This is a genomic window from Brevibacillus invocatus (assembly GCF_003710915.1).
Classification (GTDB): Bacteria; Bacillota; Bacilli; order Brevibacillales; family Brevibacillaceae; genus Brevibacillus; species Brevibacillus invocatus.
Genome location: NZ_RHHR01000015.1, coordinates 74,473 through 99,554, shown reverse-complemented (window position 1 = coordinate 99,554; position 25,082 = coordinate 74,473). Strand labels below are relative to the sequence as shown.

The window sequence follows — 25,082 nt, the reverse complement described above, 5'->3', positions numbered from 1 at the left end:
TGATGGTTTATCCCTTTTTTATTCTGATCATTCTCTTACCTGTTAAAAGAGGCCTGGTCCGACTTGCTAGAATCCTAGTATCACACGACGCAAAGGCTGCCAGTCGATCCCGGCAGCCTGCATGACTTTGCACCCATTGTGTCTTCGGATATCTTTTAGTAAAATATTTCCAAATACTTGCGCGACTCACTTTAAGGGGGAGACAGGATGAACAGAGAGATTGAAAAAATGATTCTGCTGATCGGGTACGGTTTCATATTTTTGCTGGGTCTGCTCGTCTGTATCGGCATCGTTAATTTTGTACTGACATCCGGTTCCTAGAACAAAAAGCTCACAAATACATACCGCTCCACGGTTGTAAACCCCAGCTTTTCATAGACACGAATCGCAGGCAGGTTATCTTCGAATACGCATAGGTAGACCTTGTCCGATTTCTCCAGACCGATCCGGCTAATATCAGACGTGATCTGTGTGGCCAGGCCCTTTCCCTGATAGTCAGGTAAGGTTCCGATGTTTCCAATCTCCACAAACTCTTCCTTATAGATATGAAATCCTGCCAAAGCGACAGGCTTCGTTCCATCAAATAGCCCCAAGTGCGGCATCTCGAGAAGTTTGTTCGGTTGAAAGCTCGTCATGCCGATTTTTGGTGTCATGCTGGTGATGGCATCGACATCCGCCTCTGTAATCAGCCGTGATTCACCTTGTGGCAGCAGTCGTGCTGGATATGTCAGCTTTTTCAGCAGCATGGTGCGTTGTGATTGCATATGGGGGATGCGCAGCTTCTTCAGGAGCTTCTCTGGTACCGTGAAAATGGAGGTGGTAGACCCTGCTGGTGTGGTGATCGCCACCTCCGTACGCAAACGCTCCAGCATCCCTACCACATCGTACTCCTCCACTTCCTCGTCGACGTGAATCGTGAAGGCATGAAAAGGCAAGCCCTTTAGATAGGAACCGATCGCTGCGATTCTCCCTGCCTCTTTGCTATCATCGATCAGACTCACGCACCGCTCGGGTCGAACAAAAAGATTTCCATATAAGATGAAAGCATTTTCCAATGGCACATGGCCTTTCATATCAACCTGCCCCGACTTTTCGTCCCACACAAACATGAAATACACCCCATTCTTGAATTCCCTATTGACGTCTTTCCACTTCAAAGTTACCATGATTAGAACACTTGGCCACGCCAAGATTTTTGGCGTACCACATACTTTTTGATCGATCAAAAATTTTCATGAGAGAACTTTCAGGAGGAGAGAATCTTGGCAACCTATTACAACGAACCATCCCGGACCTTCAACGAGTTTTTGTTGCTTCCTAATCTCACAACCAAGGAATGCACACCCGCTAATGTAGATTTGTCCACCCCGATTACTAAGTTTAAAAAAGGGGAAAAACCAGCTATCTCCCTCAACATACCGTTCTCATCTGCAGTCATGCAAGCTGTATCCGACCATCATATGGCGGTAGCTCTGGCTCGATGTGGCGGTATTTCCTTTATTTTCGGTTCACAATCTGTTGAAAGTCAGGCGACGATGGTCCGCAAGGTAAAAGCATACAAGGCTGGATTTGTTGTCAGTAAATCCAATCTGACACCTGACCAGACCCTCAAGGACATCCTGGATCTGAAAGAATTGACCGGACACTCTACCTGCGCGGTCACAGAAGACGGCACTGCGAAAGGCAAGCTGCTCGGCATCGTGACTGGCCGCGACTATCGGATCAGCCGCGACTCCCTTGATAAAAAGGTTAGCGAAATCATGACACCTTTCTCCTCCCTGATTTACGCCAAATCTGGCACGACCTTGTCCGAAGCAAACGACCTCATCTGGGAGCACAAGCTGAACTGTCTGCCAATCGTGGATGAAAATCAAAACCTCGAGTTCCTGGTCTTCCGCAAAGACTATGACTCTCGCAAAAACAATCCTCTCTCTCTGCTGGATGCCAACAAGAGCTACATCGTCGGCGCAGGGATCAATACCAAGGATTACAAGGAACGCGTACCTGCCCTCGTCGAGGCGGGCGTAGACGTTCTCGTGATCGACTCTTCGGACGGCTTTAGTGAATGGCAAAAGGAAACGGTCGAATACGTGAAAGCCAACTTCAACGTGGCGATTGGCGCTGGAAACGTAGTAGACAAGGAAGGTTTCCGCTACCTGGTCGAAGCTGGTGCGGATTTCATCAAAGTAGGGATCGGCGGCGGCTCGATCTGCATCACACGCGAGCAAAAAGGGATCGGGCGCGGACAAGCATCTGCTGTCATCGAAGTGGCAGCTGCTCGTGACGAATACTTCAAGGAAACAGGCATCTATGTCCCGATCTGCTCCGATGGCGGTATCGTACACGATTATCACGTAACTCTCGCTCTGGCCATGGGCGCTGATTTCGTCATGCTGGGCCGTTACTTCGCCCGTTTCGATGAAAGTCCAACCAAAAAGGTCAAAATCGGGAACAACTTCGTAAAAGAATACTGGGGTGAAGGCTCCAACCGCGCACGCAACTGGCAGCGTTACGACACAGGCGGCAAGCAAAGCCTCGTCTTTGAAGAAGGGGTAGACTCTTACGTTCCTTACGCGGGAACCCTGCGCGAGAATCTGGACAGAACCTTGAACAAAGTGAAATCCACCATGTGCAACTGCGGTTCGCTCTCGATTCCTGAATTGCAGCAAAAGGCAAGAATTACACTCGTCTCTGCGACCAGCCTGGTCGAAGGCGGCGCGCATGACGTTATTCTCAAGGAAAGCAGCATGGCGGCTGAATAATTCAATGAAGAGGACCCTCCCACTCCGTAGTGGCGAGGGTCCTTATGTATTCTGACGGAAAGGCAGGCTATGGCAGGCGATAAAACCCGAACGGCTCACCCAGACGATACGGATCACTCAGTTCATCCAGACGCTTCATGGTGTCCGCGCCCAGCTCTACCGAGGCACTCTCCAGATTGGTGCTCAGCTGCTCGACACGCGAAGCGCCGACGATTACGGAAGAGACAGCAGGCTTGTTCATCAGCCAGGCGATAGAAAGAACGCTTGGCGTCATGCCCAGCTCGTGCGCGAGATCTGCGACCTGCTTGCCCAGCTCGATCTTATCCTGTCCGAGCAATCTGCCAAAGCGCGGTTCTTTTTCCAGACGTGAGCCTTCCGGTGCCTGTTCGGCTGAGGTATACTTTCCTGTCAGAATGCCGCCTGCCAGCGGGAAATACGGAATAATTCCCAATCCCTGATCCAGGCAAAGCGGAATCATTTCGCGCTCCGGTGTCCGGTCTGCCAGCGAGTAGCTGATTTGCAGAGATGCGAAGCGATTCAGGCCTTTCAGCTCACTGATTCCGAGCGCTTTCATCAGTTCCCAGGCGAAGTAGTTGGAAGCGCCGATATAGCGAACTTTACCAGAGCGTACCATGTCATCCAGCGCTCTCAGTGTTTCTTCCAACGGTGTGTGCGGATCGAAGGTATGGATCTGGTAAAGGTCCACATAATCGGTGCGCAAGCGCTTCAGACTGCCTTCCAGCTCCTTCTGCAAATGGTAGCGTGAAGATCCTCGCTGATTGACTCCCTCTCCGCGTGGCAAGCCGGCCTTGGTCGCCAGTACGACATCATGTCTGCGTCCTTCCAATGCTTTTCCGATGATGCGCTCTGATTCTGTTCCCGTATAAATATTGGCGGTATCGATAAAATTGATACCGCCCTCCAATGCTGCGTCAATGATCGCCAGCGAGGCTGCCTCGTCTGCACGTCCTCCAAAGGAATTGGTTCCAATCCCCATCGCCGATACTTGCAATCCACTGTTTCCCAAGCGATGATATCTCATCGGTATTCAGCTCCTTCCTTCATCCTCTCATTTCACTATAGGATGATTTCTCCATTTTTACAAATCTTTCTGCTAATTGAAAAGCACCTGCACAGATGTCCACGAGACAGCTTGCAGGTGCTTTCGCTTTTACTAGCTTCCTATACTTCCTCTATCAACCTCGCCAAGAGAGCCGTCCGTATCGGCACCTCTGCGAGCTCCACAAACTCATCGGGCGAATGAGCAAAATCGCCTCTCGCACCGAGTCCATCCAGGGTAGGGCTTCCGCAAGCCGCGGCAAAATTCCCGTCACTTACACCGCCTGTACCAGACTCATGCAAGGTAAAGCCCAATTCGTCGTGACTGATGGATTGAGCGAGCGCAAACAACCGCTCCGTCTCATCCGTGCGTTCCATGGGCGGACGGCGAATGCCCCCCGAGACTTGGATCCTCGCTCCCTCCAGCTGTGGCGAGAGGGCATGGAACACCTGCTCAATCCGGTTCGCTTCTGCGATCGTCATGAATCGGACATCGACTTCTGCTTCTGCAAGATCTGCCACGACATTGGAGCCAATTCCGCCTTTGACCAGCCCTACATTGAGCGTTGTTCCTTTTTCGTAATCCGTCAATGAATGCAGAAACTGGATTTGGCGCGACAGCTCTTCGATGGCAGATACACCCTTTTGATGATCGACGCCAGCATGAGAAGAGATCCCGCGTGCTTGCAGGGTAAAGTGCCCGCTTCCCTTGCGCCAGGTTTTCAGCGCACCGACCGGTTCACTCGGCGGTTCCAGAACAAAACTCGCCATCGAACGCACAGCTTCCTGCTCGACGAGCTCTCGTGAAGTCGGGCTGCCGATCTCTTCGTCACTGCTTAAAATCAGCACGATTTTTTTGTCCGCTGGCAAGCGGCCTAGCTGCACCAATGCCCGCATCGCGAACATGGCTTGCAAGACCCCTGCCTTCATATCGTAGACGCCGGGTCCGTATGCCTTGCCATCGCGCATCGAGAAAGGACGGCGCGCCGCTTCCCCCTCCGGCCATACGGTATCGTAGTGGCCGATGATGAGAACCTGCTTGTCCCCTTCTCCCAATGTGCAACGCACCTGATCGCCATAGGTCGCATTTGCTACTAGTTCCGCCTTGCCCCCGGTCAGTGATTCGAACTGCTCCGCGAACCACTTTGCCATCTGGTCTCCCAGTCGTTTATTTTTTGACGGGGAATCCATGTTCACCGAGGCTTCCAATAGTTGGAGAAAGTGTTGCAGGTTTTCTTCGATATACGTGTGCATTGACATATTGCCTCTTCCTTAATGTGATTGAGAATTAAGTCCGAACAGGCGCTCCAGTCCGTACACTTTTTCCAACAAGATAATGAACACAAGACTTAGCAGAATAACGACCGATGAGATCGAAGCAACCAGCGGGTCAAGTGTTTCCTGCATGTAACTAAAGATCGCGAGCGGCAGCGTCGTCGTATCCGGCGCCACCAGGAACAGCGATACTGTCACGTTGTCAAACGAGGTCAGGAAGGAGAAGATCATCCCTGATGCAATCGCTGGACGCACGAGTGGCAGCGTAATATCCCAGAATACGCGGAACGGATGAGCACCCAGCATGTAACCCGCCTTTTCCAGTGTGTAGTCAAACGAGCTGAGCCCGGTCAGCACCAGACGAACCACGTACGGGATGGAAATCAGGATATGGGCGAGCAAAAGACCCGTAAACGTACCTGCGATGCCAATGCGTGTAAAGAACAGCAGCGCAGAAATCCCGATAATCAAAGACGGAACAGTCAGCGGCGAGAGCATCAAAGCGTTGATGTAGCCGCTCCCGCGAAACTTGTATTTGGACAAGGCGAAGGCTGCCAGCGTTCCCAATACAGTGGCCAGGATCGCAGTCAGTGTCGCCAGCTTGATGCTCGTCCAGAAGGAATCGATGAATTCCGGTCTGTCCAGAATCATCGCATACCATTTCCATGAGAAGCCTTCTGGTGGAAATGCCAGATAGCCTGCGGCTGTAAAGGAGCTTGGAATAATGACCAAAAACGGCAGATTGACCAAGATGATGACAATGAAGGTGATGAGCCCGAGAACATTGATCTTTTTCATGACGCAAACACCTCTTTGTATCTCTTGTTTTCAATCAGTTTCGTGTACAGGCTGACCAACACAATCGTGCTTCCGAGCAAGAGGAAGGCAAGCGCTGCACCCAGCGGCCAGTTCAAGGTCGACATGATTTGTTCATAAGCGAGTACCGGAATCACCTTCACGGAGGTTCCCCCCATCAGGGCAGGTGTCACGAATGCGCTCATCGACAAGCTGAATACCAGTGTCGTCCCAGCCACGATACCAGGAAGACTGAGCGGCAGCGTCACCGAGAAGAACGTGCGGGCACGCGAGGCACCCAAAATCGAAGCTGCCTTGTTCAGCGAAGGATCGATCGCGTACAGACTCGTAGCCAATGCCAGTACCATATAGGCGATGAAGGAATCCGTCAGACCGATGACCACGCCCAGCTCGTTGTACAGCAGGCGAAGTGGTGTTTCGATAATTCCCATTGCCATCAGCATTTCATTGACCCAGCCCTTTTCACCCAATACGACCACCCAGCCGAAGTTGCGAATGACCACGCTGATCAAGTGAGGAGCCAGTACGCACATGGTGACAATCCCGCGCATTTTTCCCGAGGCCTGTGCCATGAACATGGCTACCGGATAACCGAGTACGAGGGTGGCAAGAACGGTCCAAAGGCTGACGCGAATCGTTCTCCAGAGAATGTCCAGGTAAAAGGTATCCTGAAAGAATAGCGAGTAGTTAGCCAGCGTAAACGCTTGTTGACCATCCTGAAAACTAAGCAGCAGCATCAACAGCATGGGGATCAGAAAGACCCCCAGAAGCAGGATCAGGGCAGGTGCAGTCAACAGCGTGATGGAAAGACGTCTGCTCATACGTCATCCCCTCTCCGTCGGCATGATCAGCACATCTTCTGCATTCCAGTGGCAGTAAATGCCTTTTTCAGCCTCTTGCGCTGCTGCTTTGTCGATCAGCTTCTGAATTTTTACCGACAAGGATTGACCGCCGACTTTTACTTCACACTCGGTATAGGAGCCGAGGAAGGAAGCCAGCTGCAAATTCCCCTTCACCTTGTTGGCAGCATCGCCTGAATCGGTCTGGGACAGGACAATCTTCTCCGGTCTTACAAAAGCCACTACTTTTTGTTTTGGTGTAAAGCTGCGGCTTTGTTTCGCTGCATGAATCAGCATGCCTTCTGGCGTTTGTACCGTGATCCGATCACCGTCCACCTCGACGACTTCCCCTTCCAGGCGGTTGGTCTTGCCGATAAAGGTGTGGACGAATTCGGAAGCAGGCTGATTGTAAATCTCCAGGGGTGTCCCGATCTGCTCGACAAAGCCGTGGTTCAACACGACGATGCGATCGGACAAGGACAAGGCTTCTTCCTGGTCATGCGTTACGAAAATAGTTGTTACGCCAATCTCATGGTGCAGGCGTTTCAACTCGTCACGCAGCTCTTCGCGCAATTTGGCATCCAGGTTGCTCAGTGGCTCGTCCAACAGCAAGAGCGAGGGCTCGATCACCAGTGCACGCGCGATGGCGATCCGCTGGCGTTGTCCACCGGACAGCTGCTTCGGATAGCGGTCTGCTACGTTCGGCAGCTTGACGAGAGACAGGACGCGATCGACGCGCTCCTTCATCTCTGCTTTGTTTACTTTTCTCAGTTTCAATCCGTACGCGATGTTTTCCGCAACGGTCATGTGTGGGAACAGGGAGTAGGTCTGAAACACCATGCCCAACTCCCGTTTGTATGGGGGAACACCGTTCATCCGCTGTCCCTTGATCAACAAATCCCCGCCGTCCGGTTCCAGAAAGCCAGCGATCATGTTTAATGTCGTTGTTTTTCCACAGCCAGATGGGCCGAGAAAAGAGACGAACTCACCTTGCTCTACCTGCAGGTTGAAGTCCTGAACCACGACATTGTTTTGGAATTTTTTCATGATGTTCCGTAGTTCGACGTCATATACCTTTGCCAAAAAGGACACCTACTTTCCTGTGTTTGGTGCAATTTCTCTGTTAAAGCGGTCCAGCCATGCAGCCGTTTCTTTGCTGATCACTTCATAGTCGAATACAACCACTTTGGAACGATCGAATTCGAGTGCTTTGGCAACTTCATCAGGCAACGCGACAGCTGTGGAAGGATTGTAGAACAGCTTGGTTGCATACATGGTTTGTACTTCGTCAGTCAGCAGGAAGTCGATAAATGCTTTTGCTGCTTCTGGATGCTTGGCATTTTTTACGAGAGAAGCAATCGTTGGAACGAGGTTAGCACCTTCTTGCGGGAAGACGAACTCGATTGGCAGACCAGCTGCTTTTTGCGTCAAGCTGCGAGCCATTGTCCAAGTGGTGTAAGCAGACGTTTTATTTTGCAGGTTTTGTTGCAATTGCGCTGCACTCTTAGCAAATGTCGGCATGTAGCCCGCGATGGTGGTCAGCTTTTCAAATCCTGGTTCCATGTTCTTTTCGGAACCGCCGTTGGCATACGCCATCATGATTGTGGCAGAACGTCCGAAGTTGCTCGCTACGTCTGTCATCGTGATGTTGCCTTTCAACTCAGGCTTCGCCAGGTCATTCCAGGAGGTAGGTACCGGCAGGTTCTTTTCTTTTACGATTTCGCTATTGTAGGAAATACCCATTGGGGTAAAGTTAACCGTTGCACCACTGTTATCCGCTACAAGCAAATCCTTGGAAATGTTTTTCATATTCGGGATTTCTGCTTCGTTAAGTGGTTCCTATAGTCCTTCGAGACGTCCTTTTTCTTGCTCTCCACCTTCGATAATCGCGATGTCGATCTGTGGAGCGTTTTGCTGTGCTTTTACTTTCGCTACGATCTCGGTAGAAACCCCGGATACGTATGTCAGCTTCACATTCGGGTACTTCTCGTTAAACTTCTTGAAGATCTCGTCTTTCATCAGCTTTTCTACCGTCGCACCATTACCTGATACGATCAGGGAATCTTCCAGCTGTACCTGTTGTTCAGCAGCAGGTGCATTTTCTGGAGCTGGTGTTGGAGCTGGTGCAGAAGATTGCGGTGCAGGTGTGGAAGAACATCCCACCAACAGTGAGCCTGTCAAAGCAAAAATGGAGAGTACGGATAGAGCTTTTTTCTTCATCTGAGTTCAACCCCCGATTTTCTAGTTTGTTCACGAATAGAGAACGGTGTTTGCTATTCGAGAACGATAGTGTTACACTACCATAAGTAGACTGACAATTCAAGATTGTTTCGAAAAAAACGTAAAGTACGAATACCTTATTATGGTAGAATTGAGGTCACTGTACTTTGAAGGAGACGTGTGCATGGATCAAGTTCTCTCTTCTGTTCGTAATGGCTGTAAACTATTAAAAATCTTTTTGGACTCTCCCAAGGAGCTGGGTGTAACCGAACTGAGCAAAAAGCTTCAGCTTTCCAAAGGAGCCGTCCACAAGCTGCTCACTACCCTGGAGTCGGAGGGTTTTATCCGGCAAAATGAAAAAACCAAGCAGTATACGCTTGGCTACACCTTGCTGGAGCTTGGCACAAAAGTACTGAAGAATCACGACATTGTAGATTTTTCCATGCCGTATATCAATCGGCTGTTGTCACGTACCAGCGAGCTGGTCGTCCTCTGTGTCAGAGACGGAAAGGATGCCATCTACGTCGCCAAAGTAGATTCCCCTCATCCGATCCGTTTTACCGTAGAATCGTTCCGTCGATTTCCGCTCTACTCGACTTCTGCGGCCCGTGTACTGCTCGCCTATCAACCAGACGAATTTCAGGAAGAGATTTTGGCAGAACCATTGAAGACGTATACCGAACATTCGTACACTTCCACGGAAGAGATCAAGCAAAATCTGCAGATCATCCGGGAGCACGGCTACGAAGTCAGCTCCAATCGCCGCAACGAAGGTGTGACTGGAGTGGCGGCACCGATCTTTGATTCGTCGGATCAGGTTGCAGCCTCGATCAGTGTCGTCGGACCGTCCGATCGTGTCCAGCCTGAGCTCGATAATATCCTGCGCGAGGTGCTGGAGACGGTTCAGGAGATGTCGGTGCAGTTGGGTTATCGGCCTTGAAATCGAGGAATTTCAGATGCTCATTAAAAGGGGGGCTCCAGGAAATCGGTCAACACCGACTTTCTGGAGCCCCCTTGGACGTGTTTCAGCTATTTTGCCTGTGGCAAACCGTTTTTAGGTTCACCCATTAAAGGAGTAGACAGCTCGTAGATGCCATGGTTAGAAAATGCCCATACCAGATTGCGGTCCCCGGCATGACCTGTGGAACTGACTACATCAGGGTCTTCCGATTCCCATTCTGCAGACTTCGTAACATCCTTTTTCTTCTTGTTGGTAAGACTTGCGGTCAGCACAAGCTGCCTATTCTCGTCGAGGCCCATCTTGATGAGTCATTCGCCGTAGCATTCCTCACGTAAAATAGAAAAAACAGCCATAATTCATGCTCTCTTGGCTGTTTTGGTCTATATCCTGTCCTTTTACGAAACCTTATAAAATGAACAATAGAACCTGCCGATACAAGGCAATCACGACTACCCCTGCTACCAAGGCCCAGACAATCTGCTTTCTCCACCAGCCCACCGCAAGCGACACGACACCCGCCACGAGGTACTCCGGGTTCCATACTCCCTCGCGCATGTGGAACAATATCGGCGGAATCGTCATGGAGCTGAACACACCTACTGGCACCATCGCCAGTCCCCGCTTCAGCCAGGCAGGGATCTCCCATCGCGAGCTGATCAAAAGCATCGGAAATCTCGTCAAATACGTAATCAGCGCCATCAGCACAATCATCCAGACGATATTATCGTTCACCGTTCACCGCCCCAATCACGACCGCAGTCAAGGTTCCTACGATCACTGCTGCTGTTCCCCCACCAAGCCAGTAGCCGATGCAGGCCGCTGCTGCGGCACATCCCGCCACTTTAACATGAAGGGAGCTGAACAAATTGACAGCGAGAAAGCCCAGGAACGTGGCGATAAAGGCAAAATCCAGTCCGTAAGCTTCGGTCTCGGTAAACGCCGCTCCGAACCAGGCTCCGGCAAACGTACTCGCGTTCCAGATCAAATAATCCACGATGCCGGCTCCGGCAAAAAACGCGAGACTCGGCTTCCCGCCCGTATCCAGATACGTCGCCTTCAATGCGTACGTCTCATCATTCAAACCCAAGCCCATCAAAGATAGCTTCCAGGCGGGCGTCCCCTGAAACTTCGGACCCAATGAAAGCCCATATAACAGATGGCGCGCGTTTAACAATAAGGTAGAAAGCAGGATTGGCCATCCGACAATCCCCTGCGAGATCAAGCCAACCGCCGCAAACTGGGACGAACCTGCATTGACCAGCAAAGAAAACAAGACCGCTTCGGTCACACCCAGACCAGCCTGTCTGGCCAAAAGACCAAACACGATACCGTCGATGATCCCGGCCGCTGCGACCGGAATGATCTGTTTCATCCCTTTCACAAATAAACCATATGATGAACCCATGCTAGCTTCTCACTCCTGCACTTTCTCTTATTCTGTTCTGCTTCCCGCTACTAGCCTTGGAATGTGGGGCGCCAGATCTCACCGAGTAAACGAATGCCTGCTTCCATCTCCTCCACCGTCTGTCCACCAAATCCAAACTGAAAGCTGGGGTGGCCCTGTCTCGTCGGATGGAGCCATTTATGATCCGTCGGATAGACGCGAATACCTGCGGACGCCGCACGCTCTGTCAATTCCTGCGATGTGCAGCTGCTCCGAACTTCCACCGTGACAGAAATCCCCGCGTCGTGTCCGGTAATGCGGATCGAATCTCCCATTTCCTCTCGCAAAAAGCCAAGCAAAGCATCATGCTTGTTCTTGTATAGCGTCCTCATTTTGCGGATATGCCGCTCCCAATCTCCCATTTTCATAAACAGGGCCAGCGTCTGTTGATGAATGCGCGATGCCGATTGATCGTAATCGGCCAGATGCTCCTGATAGAGCGGCAGCAACGCTTCCGGCAAGACCATGTAGCTGACGCGAATCGAGGGCAAAAGCGACTTGGAGAATGTCCCCAAATAGATGACACGACCCGCCGTATCCAAGCCTTGCAGGGACGGAATGGGCCTGCCGTGATAGCGGAACTCTCCATCGTAGTCATCCTCGATGATATATCCCTCTACCTGCCTAGCCCATTGCAGCATCTTCAAGCGTTTGGCGTAGGGCATCACGATTCCTGTCGGGTCCTGGTGCGATGGGGTAATATAGACCAGTCTGGCTCCACTTTCACTCAGCCTCTGTACATCGATGCCATCCTCCTCCAAGGGAATCGGCCGAACATCAAAGCCTTGATTGAGAAACACCCTGCGGACGCCTTGATAGCCGGGCTCTTCCATCGCTACGGCTTGTCCGCGCATTCCAAAGAGACATCCCAGCAGATTGATCATCGTTTGCGTCCCTGCCCCGATCACGATCTGTTCTGCCGTAGCTTGCACCCCTCTCGCTCGGCGCAGATAACGAGCAAGCTCCTGCCGCAACTCTGGTTCACCCTGCCGATCTCCGTAATAGAGCAAGCTTTTGTTTTCCGACCTCGTGACTTGATTGGTATATTTCCGCCACAGTTCAAAAGGAAAGGAATCCGGGTCCACCCTGGCCTGATGAAAATCGTAGCGAAACGGAATCGATGGGAAGGGCACTTCGGGATCGGTCCATTCTTTTTTCGCTACGCTTCCTCCCCCACCCGACTTTTTGACCCGGATCGCTCCATCCCAAGAAATGTCCACCACGTAAAATCCGCTTCGTTCCCTGCTCTCGATATATCCTTCTGCCAAAAGCTGATGATAGGCGCTCTCCACTGTTGTTTTGCTCATGTGCAAAAATTTGCTCAACGCCCTCACCGAAGGCAGCCTTGTGCCAGATGGCAGTCGTCTTTCCCGAATCTCTGTGCAGAAATATTGATACAACTGCAAATATAGCGGTTCGCCGCCTTCCTCCAAGCGAGGACTGATATCCAGCATCTTTCTTCCTCCCGAACGGACCTGTGCCTATTTCTCATTGAATTTTATCAAAATTCTCTTAACAGGAGGACATTTTTCATAGAGTTATCGATCCATGCTATGGTGGAGGAGAGAAAAAAGAAGAAAAGGCCACAAGTTCTTGGGATTCCCACTGAGGGTCATTCCTGTCCAGCTCCGTGAAAAAAACGAAACACGCCTTTAAGCATCCACCCCTTGAGAGACTTCCTGAAGCGACTGCTTTGGACGCGGTTTCGTTTTTTTCAACGTGTAAGGAAGTTTAAGTGCTTCACATGTCAATGCAACTTTGCTTAACTTTCTGGAACGCATAAAAACCTTCCGCTTATACGTGGTCGCTCCTCCTTGAACTGGCCTCGATAGAGATTTTTTTACCGAGTCGGGCAGTGAATCTCCTGTGCAGGCAGCCCAAGAATCTGGAGCGTTTTCTCCTGTTTCCTGCCCACCACTGAAGCTTGGATTACGTGCTTTCAAATGAAAAAACCGACGAAGTCATTTCCGACTCCATCGGTCCCCACAATCCCTATGCCAAATACGCTTCCCGCACCTGCGGGTTGGCCAACAATGTTTTCGCATCATCCTTCAGAATGATTTCACCTGTCTGGATGACGTATCCGCGATGCGCTGCTGACAGGGCCTGGTTGGCGTTTTGCTCCACCAGCAGAATCGTCGTTCCTTCGCGGTTCAGTTCCGTAATGATTTCAAAAATCTGCTCCACGAGGATTGGCGCCAGCCCCATCGACGGTTCATCCAGCATCAAAATTTTCGGCTTCATCATCAAGCCACGTGCGATGGCTAGCATTTGCTGCTCGCCACCGGACATCGTGCCGCCTTTTTGACTGATCCGTTCCTTGAGTCGCGGGAAGTATTGAAAGGCGCGCTCGATCCCCTCTTCAATCACTTGTTTGTCCTTGGTGAAGAAAGCGCCCATCTCCAGATTTTCATGGACCGTCAGCTTGGGAAAAATACGGCGTCCTTCTGGTACATGTGCAATTCCCAACAAGGCGATGTCATGTGTGCGCATCTGGGTAATATCTTTGCCTTCAAAAAAGATTTTCCCTTCACGCGCCCGCGTCTGCCCGCAGATCGTTTTGAGCGTGGTGGACTTGCCTGCTCCATTCGACCCGATCAGGGTGACAACCTCTCCCGGATTCACTTGGATGGACAAGCCTTTCAACGCGTGGATTCCGCCGTAATAGGTATGAACGTTTTGCAGCTCCAACATGGCCATATCGCTTCCTCCTCCTACGACACTTCCGACGCGCTTTTTCCGAGATACGCTTCGATGACACTCGGGTTGTTCCGGATTTGCTCCGGCGAACCCTCTGCGATCTTGCGTCCGTAATCCAGCACGTGAATGTATTCACTCAAGCCCATCACCAGCTTCATGTCATGCTCGATCAGGATGATGGTCAAATCCAGCTCTTTTTTCAGGAGTCGAATAAATTCGGTCATTTCCACCGTTTCCCTCGGATTCATCCCTGCGGCTGGCTCATCCAGCAAAATAATCTGCGGATTGGTCGCCAGCGCTCGGGCGATCTCGAGCCTTCTCTGCAACCCGTAAGGCAGGCTTCCCGCCGCTTCGTTGGCGATATGGGCGATTCCTACGTATTCCATCAATTGATACGCTTCGACCCGCGCCTTCTCTTCCTCCTCGCGCACTCGCTTGGTATTGAAGAGAATGCCCATGATGCCTGCCGAAAGTCGGCTGTGGACACCTACCATGACGTTTTCGAGCGCTGTCATTTGTTTGAAGAGACGAATATTTTGAAAGGTTCGGGTAATTCCTCTGCTGGCGATCTGGTCTGGACGCAGCCCCTTGATGCTTTTGCCATTCAGCAGGATTTCCCCTTCATTCGGTTCGTAAAAGCCTGTGATCATGTTAAAAAAGGTCGTCTTTCCTGCCCCATTCGGACCGATGACAGCGGTAATGCTTCCTTTGTCTATCTTCAGTGTCACATCCTGGTTCGCGACGAGACCGCCAAACTTCTTGGTCAACCCTACAGCTTCCAAAAGTGCCATTTTGCATCCCTCCCTGTTCGCTACGATTGTTTACCAGACGACGACTGAGAAAGCTTGCTCAGAATTCCCAATTTTCCTCTGCCAAACGGACTAGCCTTGATCGCATCGATATCGTTGGTTTTCCTTTTCGCTGGAATCAGGCCATTCGGGCGGTACAACGCCACGAAGATCAGCATGATACCAAAGATGAGACGCTGGAACTTGGACGGATCCAACTGATTGGGCAGGTTGATCATACCTGACTGCTGTAAGGAGTGCAGAAAGTTGGAGAATTCCTTCAGGAGCTGAACCTGCAGCAGCGTAACGAATGCAGCCCCGAGTATGACGCCTGGAATACTGCCGCTGCCTCCGAGAATGACCATGACGAGAATCCCGATCGACTCCATCAGCGTAAAGGAGGTAGGGTCGATAAAGGTTTGCTTCGCTGCAAAAATCACGCCCACTACTCCTGCGAAGGAAGCTCCCGTCGCGAACGCAGCCAGCTTGGTGTTCAACAGTGAAATTCCCATCGATTGCGCGGCCAGTTCATCTTCGCGGATCGCAACCCATGCGCGGCCCAGACGAGAGTGTTCAAAGCGGATATTGGCCAGCACGATAAAGGCAATGACAAACAATACAATGAAGTAAAAATAGAACGGCGTCCCCATTTTGATCCCAAAAAGCTCAGGGGCCGGAATTGGCGTAATTCCCTGTGGACCATTCGTGATATTGATCGGCTTATCCAGGTTGTTGAAGACGATTCGGATGATCTCACCAAAGCCCAGCGTTACGATGGCCAGGTAATCACCCTTTACCCGCAATACCGGCAACCCGAGTAATACCCCGAATATGGCGGCGACAATCAGCCCGACGATCAGAAACGGCCAGAACCAGTCACCCGACAACGGGAACAGATTGCCCGCAATAAATTCGTTCGCTTGGGAGGTAGAAAAAATGGCGTATGCATAGGCACCAGCGGCAAAGAACGCCACATAGCCCAGGTCAAGCAGGCCCGCAAAGCCCACTACGATGTTCAGGCCAAGCGCCATCGCGACATAGATTCCTACCTGCGAGGCCACTTCCATGTAATAGCGGTTTTCACCGGCTACCAACGGAATAATGATAATCAGTACGGCCGCGCCGATCACGAGCTTGATCAGCTTGCTCGTATTGGTGTAGTAAATCAAAACGATTGAGGTCAGGATACCGAGAAATGCGATAACCGATTTATCCAGAAAGTGCAATGCCGAGGCGCATGCTGCGATCCAAATCAATGTGACGACGAGCGGAATACCTTTGAATGATTTCAAGGCCAGATTTGCCATTGGTTTCACCTACACTTTCTCTTTGACAGCTTCGCCAAACAGCCCTTCCGGCTTGAAGAGAAGCACAAGGATTAGAATACTGAACGCAAATACGTCTTTGTACTCGGCACCAAACGCTTGGTTGGTCAATGGTCCCATATAAGCGCCAGCGAGTGATTCCAGCAGGCCGAGCAAAACGCCCCCCACCATCGCTCCTCGCAAATTGCCGATCCCACCCAAAACAGCGGCGGTAAATGCCTTCATACCAAGGATAAATCCGATGTACGGATCAATGGTTCCGTAGTTTTGGGCAAACAGAACGCCCGTGGCTCCTCCCAGGCTGGAGCCGATCAAAAAGGTGAGCATGATTACCTTGTCCACATTTATGGTCATCAGCGATGCCGTACTCTGATCCTGTGCGACGGCACGCATGGCGATTCCCCACTTTGTCTTGCCTACAAACAGCGAAAGTGCAATCATCAGCACGATGGCTAGGATGATAACCATCAATCCCTTGACGGGTATTGTTGCGATGCCAAACAATGAAACCGATCCGGTAAACAGTATTGGCGTATTCAGATAAAATTCATTACGAGCGATAGCTTCCGTAAAACGGACAAGGTCTTGCAGCAAAAACGATACACCGATCGCGGAGATCAACGGAACCAATCGCGGTGCTCCACGCAGCGGGCGATAAGCCAGTCGTTCAATCCCTACCCCTAAAGCACCTGTTATGATCATCGTAATGATAATGGTCATAAATAGCGCAACGTATGGATTCATTCCCTCCAACGCACCCATTGCGTCCGTAAGCAGAAGCACTTCAGTGCCGACGAAGGCACCCACCATGAAAATCTCACCGTGAGCAAAGTTGATAAATTCCAGGATACCGTAAACCATCGTATAGCCCAGGGCCACGACTGCGTACATGAATCCAAGCGTCAAACCGTCAACCAACACTTGAGGCAAAATGCTTAGCAGCATGCTTACCCATCCCTCATTCCTTTGTAGACTTGTCGTTCGTTTCTGCATCACTTATGGCCGCCATTCACATCTACAAAATCAAGCTGTCCAGACGTGAAATTCCATAAAGGAGGGGCGAACACTCTCGTGCCGCCCCTAGCTGGATGAGGCCTTAAACGTAAGCGAATTCTAAGTTGAATGGGTCAATCATGTGGTTTTACTGGGCTTTTCCGACAAAATTGGATTTTTCTTTGTCGTACCGGTACACGAAGACGTCGGAGTGCACGTTGTCACCTTTGTCGTCAAACGTGACTTTTGTAAATTGTCCTTGGAAATCCTTTGTCTTGTGAACGGCATCCAATACTTGCTCACGGGTAGGCTTTTTGCCTCCGTTGGCATTGACCGCTTCCTTCAAACCGTTCAAGATGACGTTCATCGAGTCATAGCCGTATACCGAGTAGGTTTCCAGCGGCTTGTTTGTCACTTTTTTGTACTCGTCTGCCCACTTCTTGCCTTCTTCTGTCTGGGTTACGTCACCCGCTACAGATGTAAACACAACACCTTCTACAGCTGCGCCTGCAATTTTGATCATATCCGAAGAGTCCAGACCGTCTCCTCCCATGAAATAGCCCTTATACCCTTTTTCACGAGCTTGCTTGATCAGGATTCCGCCTTCCGGATACAGTCCGCCGAAGAAGATGATGTCCGGATTGGCTACCGTTACCTGGTTGAGTACGGCACTGTAATCCTTCTCGCCTTGTGTGATTCCTTCAAAGCCGAGTACGGGAACACCGTCTTTTTCAAATTGCATTTTTACTTGGTCAGCAAGACCTTGGCCGTATGCGGTCTTGTCATGAATAATGAAAGCGTTTTTGACGTTCAGGGTGTTTTTGGCGTACATCGCAGCGCTCGGTCCCTGTGCATCGTCACGCGCACAAATCCGGTGCACGGTCTTCTTGCCTTCTTCCGTCAGCTTGACGGCTGTATTGGCCGGCGATACCATGACGAGCTTGCCTTCCTCGTACTTCACCGATGCAGCGATCGCAACACCGGAGTTCAAGTGACCGACTACTCCGTATACTTCCGGATTGGAGATCAGCATTTCCGCATTGGAGACGCCGATTTTGGGGTCAGCCTGGTCGTCCTGCGGGAACAGCTGTACATCTAAGCCCATTGCCTTGAATTCTTCCTTACGCAAGTTCAGTGCGTACTCAGCTCCGGTTTTGATCGCATCCCCGAGCGATGACTGGTTCCCGGAAAGCGGCGTCTGCGTGGCAATTTTAATGACTTCAAGTGCTCCACCGCCACTGCCGGAAGTGTTGGGTTGAGCCGCTGGTGTACCTCCCCCTGAATTGTTGTTGGTATTTCCTGTCGAACTGTTACCACCCGCGCAACCTGTGAGTGCAAGACTTGCTGCCAATGCCGCAGATAAAAAACTGAGGTGAGAGAATTTTTTCATGCGGAATTGAATCCCCCTTTTATTAATTTTTATTTTTATTTTTCTCCCATCCATCTATCTTACTTAGCAGGTTGCGACTTACGATCTACCGATTCTACTAGGCCTCAAGATAGAGCTGGCTTGGTTATTCCTTATTGTAAAATAAATTTGAAAATTTACAAGAGAAAAAATATTTTTTAAAGAAACATGTTCAACTGATACATCAACATGATAAATGGACCGTTATTGAAATCAAATGAACATATCATTGCTTCATCACGATAAAGCATTAATGTTTTGCGTAATGAAAATCACATTGTCAGTAATTCCTTTTTTTACCTTGCCTTTTCATCATTCAAGTGGGAGAGATGGGACTACAATCCTACCCGTCTTCACATCGACAATTCCTTCCGCGGTCAACCGGACGTACGGCAAATGCGTCGAAGAAAAAAACAGGATGGAATAGATCGGATCGAGATGGGCATGCCCTTTTTGACGAATCTGGTCGATCAATCTTTCCGCCATATCGATGACTTCCTCCATCGGTGCGCTCGAAAATCTCCCTGCCAGAGGAAGCGGACATTCGCAGACCACACTTCCTTGATCCATCAGAACGACGCCTCCGCCAATCTCTCTTACTCGATCCAGGGCCATTTTCATGACATGCGGATCTCACCCGATAACCAGCCATTCACCAGAAGCCGAATACGTGCTGGCCAAGCCCTCCAGATGGCGGCCGAACCCCGACAGCACCGCTTGCGTCTTTCGTCTGCCAAAAGGATCAATGGTTACGATGTAGGCTAGCTCCGGGTCATGCTCCAAGGACACTACCCCGTCTTCCTTTAAAGGAAGCTCCTCCATCCGCAATCGGGTGATCACTGCGTTCAGCATCTCCACGATCGGTGTCTCCCCGTTTTCCTGGCGAAGATAGAACCATTCCTCTGACACCTTTTTATCCAGCTGGTCTACAGGCGGAAAGTGACATTCCTCCCAGATAGGTTCGACTGTCGGGATCAGGATGTCCCCATTCGAAGCCGCGCGCTGGCCGTTGGCAATCACCAAGGTGGGAGTCGGCTGATCCTCAGAGTGCAGCAACAGCAAATCTGCGATCCTGCCCGGTGCGATTCCTCCTACCTCAGCATCAAGCCCGTAGTATACCGCCGGATTCAGCGTTGCCATGACGTATGCTTCGATCGGCGGCATCCCCGCTTCGATCGCCACTTTGATCGTATAATCCATCAACCCATGCCGATGCATAGGAGGGGTGCTCCCGTCTGAAGTAAGCATCATTCGAGGCGACCAGGGCAGGCCGAGCGCAAGCCATCCCTTGACCAATTCAGGCAAATCAGGACGGATCGAGGAGTGGCGCAATGTCGCGTACATTCCCAGGCGCAGACGCTGCAGCAGATCTTGGGCGGAAATCCCCTCGTGACAGGCTGTTATCCCTGCTGCCCCTGCCGTATTCAGCGTCTCCGCCGATGCTCCGGGATGATGCCCCTCCATCCGCTTGCCCAAATCCCGCGTATGCTTCAAGCCAAACAGGATCTCATCTGACTCGCCTAGCACACCCTGCCAATTCGTCAGCTCTCCGCCCTGAATCACCTGAGGATGCTCCAACATGCGAGCCAAACCCTGCTTGGTAAAATGAGGGTGATCCTTGCCAGTCTGTGGATCGAGTCTGCCCCAGAAAAACTGTTTGACCGGATGAGAAGCGAGCGATTCCATGAGTTTTTCCACCTGCTCCATCGGCAGATTCATCAGCATCATCGTGTCCGAGATCAGCATGGTGGTCCCTCGCTGCAAAGCAAAATCAGCCAGCGTATAAGGGTTGTACCACTGAAAAGGATGAGCGTGCGGCTCCATGTATCCAGGTACCATGTACTGTCCTGTCGCATCCACAATCTCCGTATCCCCATCTACCATCGGTTCCTGCTCGCCAACGTATGCGATGCGCTCCCCAGCCGTGTATACGTGGAGCTGCTGCCATTCCTTGGTATACACATTCAGGACGCTTGCCCCTTTGATCCACATGGTCGCAGGCGCCTTTCGCCTCGATACTCGGATCAATTGCAAAAAAGCTTCGTCTGTCATTTGTCTTACACGCATGTATGATCGCTCCCTCTTGTTGAAGTTTCTTTCTACTGAATGGTCATTCATCTTTCTTTTATGCTTCGCCATGAACAGGACGATCCCCTTTCCACTAGCTGTTGCTGCTTGCAACAATTACCACGTCTTGTTTTCTTGTCCCAAACAAAGAATAGTTCATAGAAGTTCGCATAAACAGGAGGCAGACCAACATGCGCAAAAACGTGGGAACAACCGACGCGATGATCAGAATAACGGGTGGACTGCTGGGGCTGGCATACGGAGTGGGTGTCATGGGCAGACGTCCATACCGCACACCTTGGCTGTTGATGTCCTTGTCTGCGATGAAGGTAGCGGAAGGCGTAACGAGATTTTGCCCGATGTATGCTGCGATGGGCATTGATTCCAAGGGAAATACGAACATGATGGACAAAATCAAGAATGCTGGCATGCAAACCGTCATGAATCAGGTATTGGGCGGTTCCGCTCGTGAAGAAAAAAGCGAAGGTCCGCAAGCCACCACCAATCATTCGCCCGCTTCTCAACCCCGTGGCGAAATGAAGCTTTCGGCAGAGGATCTCAGGATGGAACAGACCGTCCGTGAAATCGTTGAGATGCCTTCCGATGACATGCCATCTGCAAGCAGCTCTTCCACAAACGATAGAAGCTACTCAGAGTCATTCAGCCATGAAGAACACCGATACCCTACCTACTCTTAGGGGGCGAATCCATTGCTAGTGGGATCCACTTTATACGAATGGTTGTCACATAACCTGTTTGTCATCGCCAGCATCATTGGCGTCATTGTGGTGATGGTGTATTTCGCTTACACGATCAGCCGGAGAAAAGGAAGGTACCGCCAGTAGAGTCTGGCGGTTTTTATTTTTTCCGTTTACAAAAATACTTGTCAAGAATATAATTGTCGTAACAAGCATTAGTAAAGGAGATACCGTCTTGGAAGATAAATGGCTCGAAGAATCAATGGGGTATTACATTGGCAATATGTATCGGAAGATGGTGCAGCACATATCGGTTCAGCTGCGTCCCTTCGATATTACAACCGAGCAGTTTGCCGCCTTGTTTCAGCTGTACAAAAGTGATGGAATCAATCAAAAGGAATTGGCCAAGCGCACGTCCAAAGACCAGCCCACAACGACTCGCATCCTGGATGCCCTGTCCCGTAAAGGATTGATCGAAAAGAAAATGTGCCAGTCAGATCGGCGCGCTTTCCTGATCAGCATCACCACAAAGGGTAGAAAAGTGATGGAGGAAGCCATTCCCGTGGAAAACAAAGCCTTGGAACAGGTTTTTGAAGGATTGGATTCCGAACAGATCGAGTGGCTGAAGCAAATCATGCTGCATTGCAGCGCAAATATTCAAAGGCATACACAAGAATAGGAGTGTCAACATGAAAGAAGAACATCCTGAAAGGCTGTGGACCAAGGACTTCATCCTGATCACGCTAAGCAATCTGCTCCTGTTCACTACAGTGCAAATGCAGGCAACCACCCTCCCCGCTTATGTGAAAGAGACCTATCATTCGAACGATTTCGTAGCTTCGCTCGTCATCATGCTCTTTAATATTTGTGCGATTGTTTCCAGAATGTATACAGGGGAAGCGATCAAAACGAAAAGGAGCAAGGTATTGGCCTTTCTCGGTCTGATGATCGCAGGTCTTGCGATGATCGGCTATTTTTTTAGCGCGACCATCACCCTGCTGATTGCGTTACGCGCCGTGTTCGGGGTCGGCTTTGGACTCGGCAGCACAACCTTTGCTACATTGGCTTCCAACTCCATCCCTCCCAGGCGAATTGGTGAAGGAATGGGTTACTTCGGCCTATCTGTCAGCCTCGCTCTTGCGCTGGGGCCAATCGTCGGAATTACCCTCTTGAATGAATATGGATTTACCATCATGGTCATTGCAGCAGTTGGGATGGTAGCCATTGCCCTACCTTTACTTTTTAGCACACGTTCTCAGCCAGTGCCGGTCCTGCAAAATCCAGAACTGCAGGCAAAAGGACTGGGACGTTTTTTTGACAGAAAGATCTTGCTTCCTACCGTCCTGAATACTCTTCTTGCCATAACGTATGGAGGCCTGATGAGCTTTTTGGTACTCTTCGGAAAGGAAGCCAATCTCGCCAACGTCAGCTGGTATTTTTTCTGTAATGCGATTACGATCCTGCTGGTCCGGCCTCTATCCGGCAAGCTGTTCGATCGCAAGGGGCCCATCGCCGTCCTGCCTCTCGGTGCTTTATTGTCAGGAACCGGTCTGATGATCCTCTCCTTTACAGACAACAACTACCTGTTGTTTACCTCTGCCGCATTCTACGGCTTAGGGTACGGATTTATCCAGCCTGCTATTCAGGCATGGATGGTGAAAGTGGTTTCTCCCGAGCAGCGTGGGATGGCCAACGCTGTCTTTCTAAGTACGATCGACCTGGGCATCGGTATCGGCTCGTTATTGCTCGGTATCATTATCACCTATTCCAGCTACTCGATTATGTACCGCTGGTCAGCTATCTTCATGCTTCTGTTTCTGGTTATCTACTTCGTCTCTTATTTCAAAGCAAAAGCATCCAAGGAACAGCAATTGGCTGCTTAGTGAAGAGAATATCCCTGACATCTGCGAGCAAGAATGTCAGGGGTTTTCGCTGTATTCAGGGAAGGTTCATCAAAAGCAGCGTGACAAAAGCAAGGATGAGAATCAACTTGGTAATCATCTCGACCTCTCGATGTCCTGCATTCTGCTCCTTGCTCCCTACTGCTCCTGCAGCCTCATCACGCAGTCGTTTGCTGAGCTGATGGTCAATAGAAAATTTCCGCATAAAAGCCAGCACCAGAACAAGAATCGTCGCGAGATGCCAAAAGGAGAGCACCATGCCGGCCGAGAAGCGAATAACGTCCAAAGCCAACAGACCAAGACTGCAATAGAAGGAATATCGATTGTAGCGATTCCACGCCTTTATGGAAAGATCCTCCACGGTTGAGATGATTTCAGGATTTGTACTGACTGCTTGAGTACGAAGAAAAAACGGACGAACACAAGCAGCCAGTACCAAGCCTCCTCCCAGAATCATGGTTAGACAAAGCACTTCCAGCAACCAACCAAATCGATCCTTAAAAAAGTCCTGACAACGCATTTTCGCGGGCCAGGACTCTGCTTTTTCTTATTTTTCAAAGCGCATGGCTCGGTCGGCAATATCGGTCCGGTAATGAGCCCCTTCAAAAGAAATGGACTGTACCGCCGCGTAAGCAGACTCGCGCGCCTTCGCCAGATTTTCACCTGTACTGGTCACACCGAGGACCCGACCGCCATTGGTCGCGACTCCCGCTTCAGTCTCCTTGGTTCCAGCGTGGAATACCGTCACTGGCGGAGCGATTTGCTCCAAGCCTGAGATCACTGCACCCTTCGGATAATTCCCCGGATAGCCCGGAGCTGCCATCACTACGCAGACTGCGCTTTCTTTTTTCCACTTCACATCTACGGAAGCCAGTTCTCCGCTGACCGTAGCGAGGAAGATCTCCAGCAGATCGGTTTCCAGCAAAGGCAGGATGACCTGTGTCTCCGGGTCGCCAAAGCGGGCGTTGAACTCCACCACTTTCGGTCCAGCTTCCGTAATCATCAATCCTGTGTAGAGAATCCCCTTGAACGGAATTCCGTCCTTCGCCATTCCAACAGCCATCGGTTCGACGATCGTCTCCACGATCTTTGCGACCAGCTCGTCTGACATCTGCGGCACCGGAGCGTACGTCCCCATCCCGCCTGTATTCGGACCCTGGTCATCATTATAGATGCGCTTGTGATCCTGAGAGGTAACCATCGGCTTGACGGTCTCACCATCTACGAACGACAGCAGGGACAATTCCTCTCCGCGCATGCATTCCTCGATCACGACCCGCGCTCCAGCTTGGCCGAACACATTTTCCTGCATGATCTGACGAAGTGCTTCCTCTGCCTCTTCCAGCGTCTCTGCTACGACGACGCCTTTTCCAGCAGCCAAACCATCCGCTTTGACAACGATCGGGGCGCCTTGCTCTCGCACATAGGCGATGGCCGACTCATAGTCGAGGAACGATTCGTAAGCAGCAGTCGGAATGTTGTAGCGCCTCATCAGGCTTTTCGCAAAAGACTTGCTGCCTTCAATCTTGGCAGCCTGTGAGTTGGGTCCGAAAATAGGCAGATTGCGCTCGTTGAAAAAGTCGACAATCCCCCCAAGAAGTGGATCTTCCGGACCGACCACAGTCAAATCAATGCCTTCATCTTTGACAAACTGGGCGAGGGCTGCAAAATCATGGACGTCGATCGGTGCATTTTGCGCGATTTGAGCCGTTCCACCATTGCCCGGTGCGCAGTACACTTTTTCAACGCGAGGACTTTGCAACAGTTTCCAGGCGATGGTGTGCTCACGGCCCCCACTGCCTACGATCAAAACATTCATTGTATTT

General features: G+C 50.8%; 25 protein-coding genes and 1 pseudogene. 6 read left to right on the top strand and 20 right to left on the bottom strand.

Annotation, left to right across the window (positions count from 1 at the left end; genetic code table 11):
* Positions 1-317: 317 nt before the first annotated feature.
* Entirely contained in the window at positions 318-1,109 is a 792-nt protein-coding gene (locus EDM52_RS11030) for a GNAT family N-acetyltransferase (RefSeq protein ID WP_245996793.1), read from the bottom strand.
* Between the two features lie 153 nt (positions 1,110-1,262).
* On the opposite strand from EDM52_RS11030, the gene EDM52_RS11025 reads away from it, so the two are divergent.
* Positions 1,263-2,762 (top strand): IMP dehydrogenase, encoded by a 1,500-nt coding sequence (locus EDM52_RS11025; protein WP_122909041.1) that lies wholly within the window; start codon positions 1,263-1,265, stop codon positions 2,760-2,762.
* Positions 2,763-2,829: 67 nt separating this feature from the next.
* Here EDM52_RS11025 and EDM52_RS11020 read toward each other — a convergent pair whose 3' ends face one another.
* The 6 genes and pseudogenes from EDM52_RS11020 to EDM52_RS10995 form a co-directional block, all read right to left on the bottom strand.
* Positions 2,830-3,804 (bottom strand): aldo/keto reductase, encoded by a 975-nt coding sequence (locus EDM52_RS11020; RefSeq protein ID WP_122909040.1) that lies wholly within the window; start codon positions 3,802-3,804, stop codon positions 2,830-2,832.
* A 140-nt stretch (positions 3,805-3,944) separates the two neighbouring features.
* The gene (locus EDM52_RS11015) at positions 3,945-5,081 is read right to left on the bottom strand and encodes a M20 family metallopeptidase (RefSeq protein ID WP_122909039.1); all 1,137 of its coding nucleotides are present in this window, start codon (positions 5,079-5,081) and stop codon (positions 3,945-3,947) included.
* Positions 5,082-5,093: 12 nt separating this feature from the next.
* Entirely contained in the window at positions 5,094-5,894 is an 801-nt protein-coding gene (locus EDM52_RS11010; RefSeq protein ID WP_122909038.1) for an ABC transporter permease, read from the bottom strand.
* Entirely contained in the window at positions 5,891-6,733 is an 843-nt protein-coding gene (locus EDM52_RS11005) for an ABC transporter permease (protein ID WP_122909037.1), read from the bottom strand. The genes EDM52_RS11010 and EDM52_RS11005 overlap by 4 nt, the downstream gene beginning before the upstream one ends.
* Before the next feature lie 3 nt (positions 6,734-6,736).
* Complete coding sequence (locus EDM52_RS11000) at positions 6,737-7,834, bottom strand: ABC transporter ATP-binding protein (RefSeq protein WP_122909262.1); 1,098 nt, start codon at positions 7,832-7,834, stop codon at positions 6,737-6,739.
* Between the two features lie 9 nt (positions 7,835-7,843).
* A pseudogene (locus tag EDM52_RS10995) lies at positions 7,844-8,971 on the bottom strand (ABC transporter substrate-binding protein).
* A 184-nt stretch (positions 8,972-9,155) separates the two neighbouring features.
* Between EDM52_RS10995 and EDM52_RS10990 the strand changes: the two are divergent.
* The gene (locus EDM52_RS10990; RefSeq protein ID WP_122909036.1) at positions 9,156-9,911 is read left to right on the top strand and encodes an IclR family transcriptional regulator; all 756 of its coding nucleotides are present in this window, start codon (positions 9,156-9,158) and stop codon (positions 9,909-9,911) included.
* Positions 9,912-10,000: 89 nt separating this feature from the next.
* Here EDM52_RS10990 and EDM52_RS10985 read toward each other — a convergent pair whose 3' ends face one another.
* The 11 genes from EDM52_RS10985 to EDM52_RS10940 form a co-directional block, all read right to left on the bottom strand.
* Positions 10,001-10,204, bottom strand: coding sequence for a hypothetical protein (locus EDM52_RS10985; protein WP_148038745.1), 204 nt, complete (start codon positions 10,202-10,204; stop codon positions 10,001-10,003).
* Positions 10,205-10,337: 133 nt separating this feature from the next.
* Positions 10,338-10,664, bottom strand: a complete 327-nt coding sequence (locus tag EDM52_RS10980) for an AzlD domain-containing protein (RefSeq protein WP_245996791.1) — start codon at positions 10,662-10,664, stop codon at positions 10,338-10,340.
* Entirely contained in the window at positions 10,654-11,337 is a 684-nt protein-coding gene (locus EDM52_RS10975) for an AzlC family ABC transporter permease (RefSeq protein WP_122909034.1), read from the bottom strand. The genes EDM52_RS10980 and EDM52_RS10975 overlap by 11 nt, the downstream gene beginning before the upstream one ends.
* A gap of 50 nt (positions 11,338-11,387) precedes the next feature.
* Positions 11,388-12,830: a MocR-like pyridoxine biosynthesis transcription factor PdxR gene (gene pdxR / locus EDM52_RS10970; RefSeq protein WP_122909033.1), complete on the bottom strand. Its 1,443-nt coding sequence runs from the start codon at positions 12,828-12,830 to the stop codon at positions 11,388-11,390.
* Between the two features lie 538 nt (positions 12,831-13,368).
* Entirely contained in the window at positions 13,369-14,076 is a 708-nt protein-coding gene (locus EDM52_RS10965) for an ABC transporter ATP-binding protein (RefSeq protein WP_122909032.1), read from the bottom strand.
* Positions 14,077-14,090: 14 nt separating this feature from the next.
* Complete coding sequence (locus EDM52_RS10960; RefSeq protein ID WP_122909031.1) at positions 14,091-14,867, bottom strand: ABC transporter ATP-binding protein; 777 nt, start codon at positions 14,865-14,867, stop codon at positions 14,091-14,093.
* A 20-nt stretch (positions 14,868-14,887) separates the two neighbouring features.
* Positions 14,888-16,171: a branched-chain amino acid ABC transporter permease gene (locus tag EDM52_RS10955; protein ID WP_122909260.1), complete on the bottom strand. Its 1,284-nt coding sequence runs from the start codon at positions 16,169-16,171 to the stop codon at positions 14,888-14,890.
* A gap of 9 nt (positions 16,172-16,180) precedes the next feature.
* The gene (locus tag EDM52_RS10950) at positions 16,181-17,134 is read right to left on the bottom strand and encodes a branched-chain amino acid ABC transporter permease (RefSeq protein WP_122909030.1); all 954 of its coding nucleotides are present in this window, start codon (positions 17,132-17,134) and stop codon (positions 16,181-16,183) included.
* Positions 17,135-17,330: 196 nt separating this feature from the next.
* On the bottom strand, positions 17,331-18,572 hold the full coding sequence (locus EDM52_RS10945; RefSeq protein ID WP_122909029.1) for a branched-chain amino acid ABC transporter substrate-binding protein: 1,242 nt from the start codon (positions 18,570-18,572) through the stop codon (positions 17,331-17,333).
* Between the two features lie 330 nt (positions 18,573-18,902).
* Positions 18,903-19,211: an adenine deaminase C-terminal domain-containing protein gene (locus EDM52_RS25160; RefSeq protein ID WP_245996789.1), complete on the bottom strand. Its 309-nt coding sequence runs from the start codon at positions 19,209-19,211 to the stop codon at positions 18,903-18,905.
* A 12-nt stretch (positions 19,212-19,223) separates the two neighbouring features.
* Positions 19,224-20,657, bottom strand: coding sequence for an amidohydrolase family protein (locus EDM52_RS10940; RefSeq protein WP_245996787.1), 1,434 nt, complete (start codon positions 20,655-20,657; stop codon positions 19,224-19,226).
* 191 nt (positions 20,658-20,848) lie between these two features.
* On the opposite strand from EDM52_RS10940, the gene EDM52_RS10935 reads away from it, so the two are divergent.
* The 4 genes from EDM52_RS10935 to EDM52_RS10925 all read left to right on the top strand — a co-directional run bounded on the left by EDM52_RS10935 (position 20,849) and on the right by EDM52_RS10925 (position 23,238).
* Complete coding sequence (locus EDM52_RS10935; protein WP_122909028.1) at positions 20,849-21,355, top strand: YgaP family membrane protein; 507 nt, start codon at positions 20,849-20,851, stop codon at positions 21,353-21,355.
* A gap of 18 nt (positions 21,356-21,373) precedes the next feature.
* The gene (locus EDM52_RS25430; RefSeq protein WP_338068308.1) at positions 21,374-21,502 is read left to right on the top strand and encodes an EYxxD motif small membrane protein; all 129 of its coding nucleotides are present in this window, start codon (positions 21,374-21,376) and stop codon (positions 21,500-21,502) included.
* An 88-nt stretch (positions 21,503-21,590) separates the two neighbouring features.
* Positions 21,591-22,034 (top strand): MarR family winged helix-turn-helix transcriptional regulator, encoded by a 444-nt coding sequence (locus EDM52_RS10930; protein WP_245996783.1) that lies wholly within the window; start codon positions 21,591-21,593, stop codon positions 22,032-22,034.
* Positions 22,035-22,044: 10 nt separating this feature from the next.
* Positions 22,045-23,238: an MFS transporter gene (locus EDM52_RS10925; RefSeq protein WP_122909027.1), complete on the top strand. Its 1,194-nt coding sequence runs from the start codon at positions 22,045-22,047 to the stop codon at positions 23,236-23,238.
* 55 nt (positions 23,239-23,293) lie between these two features.
* Here EDM52_RS10925 and EDM52_RS10920 read toward each other — a convergent pair whose 3' ends face one another.
* Together EDM52_RS10920 and purD are read right to left on the bottom strand one after the other, a co-directional pair.
* Positions 23,294-23,713: a hypothetical protein gene (locus EDM52_RS10920; RefSeq protein WP_122909026.1), complete on the bottom strand. Its 420-nt coding sequence runs from the start codon at positions 23,711-23,713 to the stop codon at positions 23,294-23,296.
* A 90-nt stretch (positions 23,714-23,803) separates the two neighbouring features.
* Positions 23,804-25,075, bottom strand: coding sequence for a phosphoribosylamine--glycine ligase (gene purD, locus EDM52_RS10915; protein ID WP_122909025.1), 1,272 nt, complete (start codon positions 25,073-25,075; stop codon positions 23,804-23,806).
* Positions 25,076-25,082 lie beyond the last annotated feature (7 nt).

Excerpts from the sequence above, each read along its gene's own strand:
- EDM52_RS10990 (WP_122909036.1), top strand. The coding sequence starts at position 9,156 with ATGGATCAAGTTCTCTCTTCTGTTCGTAATGGCTGTAAACTATTAAAA.
- EDM52_RS10955 (WP_122909260.1), bottom strand. The coding sequence starts at position 16,171 with ATGGCAAATCTGGCCTTGAAATCATTCAAAGGTATTCCGCTCGTCGTC.
- EDM52_RS11020 (WP_122909040.1), bottom strand. The coding sequence starts at position 3,804 with ATGAGATATCATCGCTTGGGAAACAGTGGATTGCAAGTATCGGCGATG.
- EDM52_RS10975 (WP_122909034.1), bottom strand. The coding sequence starts at position 11,337 with ATGGGTTCATCATATGGTTTATTTGTGAAAGGGATGAAACAGATCATT.
- purD (WP_122909025.1), bottom strand. The coding sequence starts at position 25,075 with ATGAATGTTTTGATCGTAGGCAGTGGGGGCCGTGAGCACACCATCGCC.
- EDM52_RS10950 (WP_122909030.1), bottom strand. The coding sequence starts at position 17,134 with ATGCTGCTAAGCATTTTGCCTCAAGTGTTGGTTGACGGTTTGACGCTT.
- EDM52_RS11015 (WP_122909039.1), bottom strand. The coding sequence starts at position 5,081 with ATGTCAATGCACACGTATATCGAAGAAAACCTGCAACACTTTCTCCAA.
- EDM52_RS10920 (WP_122909026.1), bottom strand. The coding sequence starts at position 23,713 with ATGATTCTGGGAGGAGGCTTGGTACTGGCTGCTTGTGTTCGTCCGTTT.
- EDM52_RS10960 (WP_122909031.1), bottom strand. The coding sequence starts at position 14,867 with ATGGCACTTTTGGAAGCTGTAGGGTTGACCAAGAAGTTTGGCGGTCTC.
- EDM52_RS10965 (WP_122909032.1), bottom strand. The coding sequence starts at position 14,076 with ATGGCCATGTTGGAGCTGCAAAACGTTCATACCTATTACGGCGGAATC.
- EDM52_RS10935 (WP_122909028.1), top strand. The coding sequence starts at position 20,849 with ATGCGCAAAAACGTGGGAACAACCGACGCGATGATCAGAATAACGGGT.
- EDM52_RS10940 (WP_245996787.1), bottom strand. The coding sequence starts at position 20,657 with ATGCGTGTAAGACAAATGACAGACGAAGCTTTTTTGCAATTGATCCGA.
- EDM52_RS11010 (WP_122909038.1), bottom strand. The coding sequence starts at position 5,894 with ATGAAAAAGATCAATGTTCTCGGGCTCATCACCTTCATTGTCATCATC.
- EDM52_RS11030 (WP_245996793.1), bottom strand. The coding sequence starts at position 1,109 with ATGTTTGTGTGGGACGAAAAGTCGGGGCAGGTTGATATGAAAGGCCAT.
- EDM52_RS10945 (WP_122909029.1), bottom strand. The coding sequence starts at position 18,572 with ATGAAAAAATTCTCTCACCTCAGTTTTTTATCTGCGGCATTGGCAGCA.
- EDM52_RS11005 (WP_122909037.1), bottom strand. The coding sequence starts at position 6,733 with ATGAGCAGACGTCTTTCCATCACGCTGTTGACTGCACCTGCCCTGATC.
- EDM52_RS10925 (WP_122909027.1), top strand. The coding sequence starts at position 22,045 with ATGAAAGAAGAACATCCTGAAAGGCTGTGGACCAAGGACTTCATCCTG.
- EDM52_RS25160 (WP_245996789.1), bottom strand. The coding sequence starts at position 19,211 with ATGAAAATGGCCCTGGATCGAGTAAGAGAGATTGGCGGAGGCGTCGTT.
- pdxR (WP_122909033.1), bottom strand. The coding sequence starts at position 12,830 with ATGCTGGATATCAGTCCTCGCTTGGAGGAAGGCGGCGAACCGCTATAT.